The following is a 7,966-nucleotide window of genomic DNA, read 5'->3' as shown; positions in this document are numbered from 1 at the left end:
CGGGCGGGACGCCCATCCCACAAATATGTGTAAATTATTTAATTCGCGATCCTAATTACCAATTACTAATTACCAATCACCAATTACTAATAACTAATAACTAATAACTAATAACCAATAACCAATAACTACTGCTCAACCATCGTTTTCAAAGCTTCTTTCATTTCCTCTGCTGTCGTTGTCGCCGTACCGAATTGACGCACGACGATGCTAGCAGCCAAATTGCCCAAAACCGCCGCTTCCCAACCCGATGCACCGACGCACAAAGCTAAAGTCATTGCCGCTACCACTGTGTCTCCAGCACCAGTTACATCGAAAACATCAGTCTTGTTAAAAGGGGGAATATCCCAGCTTTGAATGGCAAATTCCCCCTTGAAGCAAGTGGATGTTGGAGGGGGTGAATTTTTGATTGGTTCGCCGTTCACCCTTTCAAACAAACTCATCCCTTCATCGCCGCGAGTAATCAGGATTTTTTGAGCTTGAGTTAAGTTCAATAAATCGCGTCCTGCTTGCATTAAAGTTTCAGGGTTTTTGATAGCATATCCCACTGCTTCCTCGGCTTCGGGTAAGTTGGGAGTAAACAGCATCGCTCCAGAATATCGCTGCAAATTTGTTTGAGCGTCTACAATTGTTTTGCCGGGAACCACTGCCGATTCGATCGCCAAATGAGTCAAAACTCCGTCGCCGTAGTCGGAACACACCACAGCATCTACTGTCGGGATTTGCTGCCGGATGTAGTCTGCTAATTGCAACTGTAAGTCTAAATCCGGCAACTCGTCAGATTTGCGATCGACTCGGACAATTTGCTGAGTCACCGACTGCCGCGCGTGCCCGGAAATGCGAGTTTTGGTAACGGTTGGACGCTGCGAATCGATTAAAATTCCAGCCGTATCAATTCGGGCCGCCTCAAAAATACCGCACAAAGCCTTTCCCTGGTCGTCTTTTCCCACCAAACCAGCAACTTTTACTTTGCCTCCCAGTTTGGCTAAATTGTAGACAGCATTTGCGCCACCTCCGGGTAGTTGCCGAGTATTCTCGTAGCGCAAAATCAACACAGGTGCTTCGCGGGAAATTCGCTCTACTTGTCCGGTAAGAAACTCGTCCAAGGTCAAATCTCCGATCGCTAATACCTGCGCTCGATCGAAGCAGTCTAATCTTTTCAACAATTGCTCAGTTGAGGCACGCAGTTGAGGCAAAAAATCGGAATAGTCGTTAGTCATTAACCAAAAAAATGAGACTGAGGAGTTGATAGTTGAGCGTGGCACGAGCGGCAATTAAAAAATCTTAATAAAGATTAATAATTGATTTCCTCCCTGGTTTGATTTTTAACTTTTAATTGATTTTCCCACTGAGATTGTGAGAAACCGATTGCAGGTGGTTGCCGATCGCGCGATCGACCTATTTAGCAAAAAACTGCCGGTCGAACGGAACCCATTGACATAAAGTGAGAAAGTTTCACCCTGTGGAAGTTTTCTTCTACATCAGTGCCTTCTGCATGAGTACCTGTAAAAGACCGCAGAATTATTTCGATTTCATCTGCTTGATGATCGTAATCACCTGACTCATTTGTTTTTTGAGTGCATCAATTTCCGCTTGCATTTTCGCCATTTGCTTAGTCATCGCCTGAATTTCGGCAGCACCAGCTCCAGAGCTCGGTACAGCAGTGGCGGCGGCAGGGGCTTCTGGTACTGGTTTCTTTTTAGCCAGTACCATCGCCGATTTGATCGCCTCGGTTAGCTGCTTTTTCTCAAAAGGTTTAGCGATGAATGCAAAGAAATGCTTCTCGAAGGGTTTGGGAATTTTCTCCATCACCTCTTCTTCGCGCCCCGACATGATCACCAAAGGTATCTTGCAAAGCACCGGATGGGCTTGCACTTTTTGATACACTTCCCAACCACTGACTTTGGGCAGTAGGAAATCTAACATAATTAGATTCGGTCGGGCTTCACGGATCAGTTTGAGCCCTTCTTCGCCGTCTTTTGCTTCTAGAACTTCAAAGTTACCTTGAGGTAACATCTCTCGAACTCGAACGCGGATGACTTTACTGTCATCGATTACCAAGATTTTTTGACCAGCCACGACTGACTCCTTCAGTAATGAGTGTTGAGGGTCTCAGGGCCATTAAGAGCCACTGAGATTTTTTGCATCGATCGGAAACCAATATTCAAAGGCATTGTCAAGGTGCCTCGCTTTGGCTCAAAACAACTATCTTTCGATGCTGCAATCGCGCTTGCGTTATCCTTTTCAAATGCTTTCTCGGTCTATCACTTTGGCCAGTTCGGTACGCTTCCCATCCTGCTGTTACTTGCTCTTTTTGTTTAACGCCCCAATGCGTTTACTAAGTGGCCGGAATTTCTCCGTACTAGGATAGTTCGTTACGCAGACAGATTTACTTACTAGCCTCTAGATTTTGACACTCTCCGACTATAGTGGAACGGAGATTCTTAAGAAACAGCCTTGCGATTGTTCTTAAAGGCGCTGTCAAATCGCCGCTACACGTTCAACCTCGCTGACTTTCGCCACGATCGCCATGAGCATTACGTCTACTTTTTTGCTTTATGCTTTCGTTCGCACTTTTCAACACGAAGCCAGTTCGGTACGTTCCCCATCCTGCGTTGCTTGGCTGTGCTGCAAGTCTTTCCCAGTCTAAAATGCTGAGGGTGTCTTACTGCCTGGAATTTCACCGTTCTAGGAATGGTTCAGCACGTAGTTGATACGCCTACTTGTTTAGCACAAATCAATTCTAATCTAGAGTAATGGCAGCCTTCAAACGGCTGCTGCTGCGTTTCATCCCTGGCTTGAAAGACCGAGGTTTGCGCGTGATGCGCTATAGAGTACAGACCACGGGGACTAAAGTCCTCCGAGTCGCATTCCTCTCAGGACTGAATGAAGCCTCTGAGTTTGCCGCTTCCCGTGTGGTCTTGTGATTTGCAACCTTCAGTATATCCCTAAGAGAATTCTACCTAGAATTCTGAACGAGTTTAGTTTGGCTGCAATTGATCCGAATTCTGATTTGGGGTGAGAGTCCTACAAGTTCAGGGACTTTGATTTCGGATACGATCGCATATACTAACTCTATCGCCACTTAATTTTATGTCGCCCCAAACTCCTCAAACTCCTACTGTCAAAGCAACTGCCGCTCAAATGCGGAGCGAAATCGAGGCAATGCCACAGTGGCTGCGGCGCCCTATTGGCAAAGCCAGCGAACTTTCCGAAGTGCAGAAAATTATTAAACAGCGACAAATTCATACAATTTGCGAAGAGGGTAGATGTCCCAACCGGGGGGAGTGCTACGCCCAAAAAACGGCGACTTTTTTGTTGATGGGGCCGACTTGCACGCGCGCTTGTGCTTTTTGTCAAGTAGATAAAGGTCATTCTCCGATGCCCCTCGATCCCCAGGAACCGGAAAAGGTGGCCGAGGCGGTGCAGTTGTTGGGTTTGCGCTATGCGGTGCTGACTTCGGTAGCGAGGGACGATTTACCCGATGGGGGCGCGGGTTGGTTTGCGTTGACGATCGCCCAAATCCGCCACTTAAACCCCGATACTGAGGTTGAGGTACTAACACCAGATTTTTGGGGAGGCATGGGGAGGACTGTTGAGGCGGATAACTCGGGCCTTTCTCAGTTGCAACGGCAGCGGATTCGGACGGTGGTGGATGCGAAACCAGCTTGTTACAACCACAATATTGAGACGGTGCGACGGTTGCAAGGGCCGGTGCGGAGGGGGGCCAAGTACGATCGCTCGATCGACCTTCTGCGTATCGTCAAGGAATTTGACCCAACTATTCCCACCAAATCCGGTTTGATGTTGGGACACGGGGAAACCGAGGCCGAGATTGTCGAAGCGATGGCCGACTTGCGGGATGCCAAGTGCGATCGGCTCACCCTCGGTCAATACATGAGACCATCTCTAGAACACCTCCCAGTGCGCAAATACTGGACGCCAGCCGAATTTGACCGTTTCGGGTCGATCGCCCGCTATATGGGGTTTGAGCGAGTGCGATCGGGGCCTCTCGTCCGCAGTTCCTACCACGCCGGAGCGATCGATTAAAATCAATCTGAATTCAACTCGGTATTGTGAAACTTCATTAAGTTTCTCGTCAAAGATAGTCAGGAATAGTACATGATGACTGATCAGAAGGATTTGGGCTGCCCAAGCAACCGCTTTCAACGTAGCCTTTATTTACGAGCCACACCTATCACTCATGCAGGGAGCCGATTGGCAAACACATCCACAGAGGTTTCTACAAAACCGCAGATGGTTTGTTAATTAATGCGCTCCGTGAATGTGTCTTACACGATCGTGGCAAAGCACTCCCAAAAGCTATTGAGCAATGGGATAGGTCGTGGGCGTAGCTCAGCCGAGGCGGGTCAATCCGCTCAAAGTAAAAGTGAAGAGGGAGGGGCCGAATGCCTCCCATGTCATGTATATAGATGACTATACTTTTACCAGCTATAAACTCCTAGTTACAAAAAATAACACTCTTAGATTGTGCAAATGTGTGACACTCTCTGCTATTTGTGAATACAGTGACTTATGAATTAGGAGCTTGAATTATGGCAGAGATAGCAAAGAACCAATTAAAATCCGACTCCGTGATGAAAACGGGCAAATTCCCTTACACCTTTCGCACCGGCTGGTTTCTGTTGCTGTTAGCTATCAATTTTGTGGTAGCAGCATTTTATTTCCATATCATTGAATAATTCCGCAACTTGACTTTTAGCAGACCCTGCTTTTGGGTACCTCAAAGTCAGAGACAGGGAGAGAGGGAGAGTGGGAGAGTGGGAGAGTGGAGAGAGTGGAGAGAGGGAGACTTTTTCCTTCTTACTACTTACCTTTTCCCTCTTCTTTCTTCCTTCTTCCTTCTTCCTGATGACTTTCCTAAGGATTTCTCGAAGCTTCTAGCTTAGACAACCGTTCTTGAATTTTGATCACATCCTGCTTAGTTTCAATTGCCAAAGTTGCTAAATTGTCAAACATCGGATCTCCCGAAAGCATTCTAGGATTTGTCCGGCTCGAACTCGGACGGTTCGGAGACACAGGCCGATTAACTGTAGAACCTTGAGACTGCAAACTGTAGATTTGTCCCCGGAGTTCAGCAATTTGACCTTCTAATTGAGTAATCCGAAACTCTAATTGACTGGTCGATTGAGCCGGAGTAAAAATTGGCGAAACAGCAATTGCTAGCGCGCAAGCAAGACACAAAAAACTAATTTTTAGGACGCGATGGCGAAGATTTTTCGGCATAGCTTTAATTGATTCAAATTATACCATTCATACGATAACAAATCGCTAATATTTTTGGTCTCTATCAGAAGTATGTTTTATGCCAACTAGGAACGTAGCTATTTTCATGTTCGATGATGTCGAGGTACTGGACTTTGCCGGGCCTTTTGAAGTGTTTTCGGTGACATCAGAATTAAATAAGGATTCACGACCTTTTGCCGTCTCTACCGTAGCCGAACATCCCGGTACAGTCACCGCGCGCAACGGTTTAAGCGTCAATCCCGATTGTACTTTTTCCGATTGTCCGCCACCGGATATTTTGATTGTACCGGGAGGACTAGGCACGAGAAAGTTAATCGATAATTCAGCCGTGATTAACTGGATCGAAGATTGTTCGCAAACAGCAGAATTAGTGCTGTCTGTCTGTACGGGTTCGCTGCTGTTGGCAAAAGCTGGTTTGTTGGAAGGTTTGGCCGCAACTACACACCATCTGGCATTGGATTTGTTGAGAGAATTAGCTCCCAATACAACTATTATCGAAAATCAGCGATTTGTGGATAACGGCAAAATCATTACATCTGGGGGAATTGCTGCGGGAATTGATATGTCTTTGCACGTTGTCGGCAAGCTTTTGGGTGCAGCACAAGCTGAACAAACAGCAGAGCACATGGAATATAATACCATTTTTCAAAAATGATGCACCTGTATTTGTAGGGTGTGTCGCTCTCCAAAATCCCTAAATTAAATCGAGAATCTCATAGCGACGCACCTTACACATCGAGGAGAACAAACAACCCTCCGTTTCACTGCGCCCAACAATTGTTATTCTGCACGATTTTTCAAACATGGCATAACATTGGGAATTCGTAATTGACAATGCAGCTAGTTGCACATTTTATTTGCATTAACGTCAATAGTTACCAATATTTTTTCGCTTAATATTAGCCTCTCGCTCCCCCCTAGCCCCCCGATCGAAGGGGGGGACAAGAGCTTCAAAGTCCCCCTTTTTAAGGGGGATTTAGGGGGATCTAGACTAAGCTAGAAGCGAGATTTGCGATCGATTGGGCAAAACCATGTCCCTAGCTAATCAAGCATCTTCGCCCCAAACTCGCAACTGAACATAAACTAATATCAAAGCTATAGCCATCAGGAACGTTGCGGCTGCGGCTGCATAGCCAAAATCGAATTGCGAAAAAGCTTGCTCGTAAATATAATAAACTAGCAAATTAGTAGAGTTCAAAGGGCCGCCGCCGGTGATGACATAAACTTGCTCGAAACTGCGTAGAGTAAAAATAGCTGTAGTGACGGTAGCAAATACTAAAGTCGGCCGCAAACCGGGTAAAGTGATGTGCCAAAATTGCTGCCAACCATTAGCTCCATCCAATTCTGCTGCTTCGTAACGATTTATGGGAATTGCTTGCAATCCGGCTAAAAATACTACCATATTAAAGCCTAATTGTTTCCAAATACTCAGCAGAATTATGACGGGCATTGCCCAAACTGTGCTACTCAGCCAAGGTATCGGATTTATGCCGATCGCCCTTAGCATATCATTCACCGGGCCATCCGTTTGAAACAACCACCGCCAACCCAAGCCAACAGCCACTAGAGAGGTAATCGAAGGGATAAAATAAGCGGTGCGGAGAGCTCCCCGCCAAGCAAACGAGCGATTTAGCAAAACGGCCAAACCCAAGGGAATTACTAAACTGGGAATGACTGTCGCGGTAGTAAAATAGATCGTGTTTTGGAGAACTTGCCAAAAATCCGGGTTTGTCAGCAGGCGCGAGTAGTTATTGGCGCCAACCAAACGCACTCCAGACTGGGTAAAGCTGCCTCTGGTAAAGCTGAGGTAGAATAAATAGGCGATCGGCCCAATCAAAAAAGTACCCAGAAACAGCAAAGCTGGGGCCAGAAATGTCCAAGCTGCGATCGACTCATTGTCCAACCAGTTAAAACGCCCAGATTTCATCGGAACCATTGGCTTGTAAATTTTAGCTTTTAGTTTTAAATTGTATCACAATATAGGTCAATGTCAAAATGAAATTGCTCGATATATTAGCAAATTTACCCACTATAGAAACTGAAAGGCTCCTGCTCCGAAAAATCACTTTAAATGATGCCAGCGATATGTTTGAGTATGCTTCCAATCCGGAAGTATCAGAATACACAATGTGGTCAACTCACACCTCCATCGAAGACACTAAATACTTTCTCAAGTCTCTAACAAAAATGTACAAAAGAAAAGAGCTTGTAGATTGGGGAATCGTCCACAAAGCCGAGAAAAAGTTGATCGGGACTTGCGGATATGTGGAATGGAGCATGACGCACAGCCGCGCGGAAATTGGTTATGCACTTTCTGCGAGATATTGGAATCAAGGATACATGAGCGAGGCTGTCAATGCAATTATTGAATTTGGCTTTCGGGAGATGTTGCTGAATCGAATTATGGGTAGATGTAAAGTTAACAATATTGCTTCGGCGAGGGTGATGGAAAAAGTGGGGATGCAGTTGGAAGGAATTTTGCGACAGCAGCTATTTGTCAAGGGCAGATATTGGGATTTGAAAATTTATTCGATTCTGAGGGAAGAGTTTTTTGATGGTATTGTTGTATAGCCTTTGGAGCTCTCATATTAGGTACGACTGGGCATGGGGCATTGGGCATGGGGCATTGGGCATTGGGAAGAAGGCTTGCGCAGGTCATTGGGAAGAAGGCTTGCGCAGGTCATTGGCTTGCGCAGGT

At 46.0% G+C, this 7,966-nt stretch carries 8 protein-coding genes; 4 read left to right on the top strand and 4 right to left on the bottom strand.

Going from position 1 to position 7,966, the window contains the following annotated elements:
- Window positions 1-128: 128 nt before the first annotated feature.
- Together QT974_RS15365 and QT974_RS15360 are read right to left on the bottom strand one after the other, a co-directional pair.
- Window positions 129-1,220 carry a bifunctional heptose 7-phosphate kinase/heptose 1-phosphate adenyltransferase gene (locus QT974_RS15365; protein ID WP_333469330.1) on the bottom strand — a complete coding sequence of 364 codons (1,092 nt, stop codon included), beginning with the start codon at window positions 1,218-1,220 and terminating at the stop codon, window positions 129-131.
- Window positions 1,221-1,521: 301 nt separating this feature from the next.
- On the bottom strand, window positions 1,522-2,079 hold the full coding sequence (locus QT974_RS15360) for a response regulator (RefSeq protein WP_333469329.1): 558 nt from the start codon (window positions 2,077-2,079) through the stop codon (window positions 1,522-1,524).
- A gap of 1,014 nt (window positions 2,080-3,093) precedes the next feature.
- On the opposite strand from QT974_RS15360, the gene lipA reads away from it, so the two are divergent.
- Complete coding sequence (gene lipA, locus QT974_RS15355; RefSeq protein ID WP_333469328.1) at window positions 3,094-4,050, top strand: lipoyl synthase; 957 nt, start codon at window positions 3,094-3,096, stop codon at window positions 4,048-4,050.
- Window positions 4,051-4,556: 506 nt separating this feature from the next.
- A complete protein-coding gene (locus QT974_RS15350; RefSeq protein WP_293132219.1) occupies window positions 4,557-4,703 on the top strand; it encodes a photosystem I protein PsaX in 147 nt (48 codons plus the stop codon).
- Between the two features lie 178 nt (window positions 4,704-4,881).
- Here QT974_RS15350 and QT974_RS15345 read toward each other — a convergent pair whose 3' ends face one another.
- Window positions 4,882-5,247 (bottom strand): hypothetical protein, encoded by a 366-nt coding sequence (locus tag QT974_RS15345; protein WP_333469327.1) that lies wholly within the window; start codon window positions 5,245-5,247, stop codon window positions 4,882-4,884.
- A 79-nt stretch (window positions 5,248-5,326) separates the two neighbouring features.
- Between QT974_RS15345 and QT974_RS15340 the strand changes: the two genes are divergently transcribed.
- Window positions 5,327-5,923 carry a DJ-1/PfpI family protein gene (locus QT974_RS15340; protein WP_333469326.1) on the top strand — a complete coding sequence of 199 codons (597 nt, stop codon included), beginning with the start codon at window positions 5,327-5,329 and terminating at the stop codon, window positions 5,921-5,923.
- A 390-nt stretch (window positions 5,924-6,313) separates the two neighbouring features.
- Here the strand turns inward: QT974_RS15340 and QT974_RS15335 are convergent, their stop codons facing one another.
- Window positions 6,314-7,204 (bottom strand): carbohydrate ABC transporter permease, encoded by an 891-nt coding sequence (locus tag QT974_RS15335; RefSeq protein WP_333469325.1) that lies wholly within the window; start codon window positions 7,202-7,204, stop codon window positions 6,314-6,316.
- Between the two features lie 59 nt (window positions 7,205-7,263).
- Between QT974_RS15335 and QT974_RS15330 the strand changes: the two genes are divergently transcribed.
- A complete protein-coding gene (locus QT974_RS15330) occupies window positions 7,264-7,839 on the top strand; it encodes a GNAT family N-acetyltransferase (protein WP_333469324.1) in 576 nt (191 codons plus the stop codon).
- Window positions 7,840-7,966 lie beyond the last annotated feature (127 nt).

Source organism: Microcoleus sp. BM001215392 (genome assembly GCF_036700185.1).
GTDB lineage: Bacteria > Cyanobacteriota > Cyanobacteriia > Cyanobacteriales > Microcoleaceae > Microcoleus.
The sequence above is the reverse complement of the archived record's forward strand: the minus strand, read 5'-3'. Positions and strand labels throughout refer to the sequence as shown.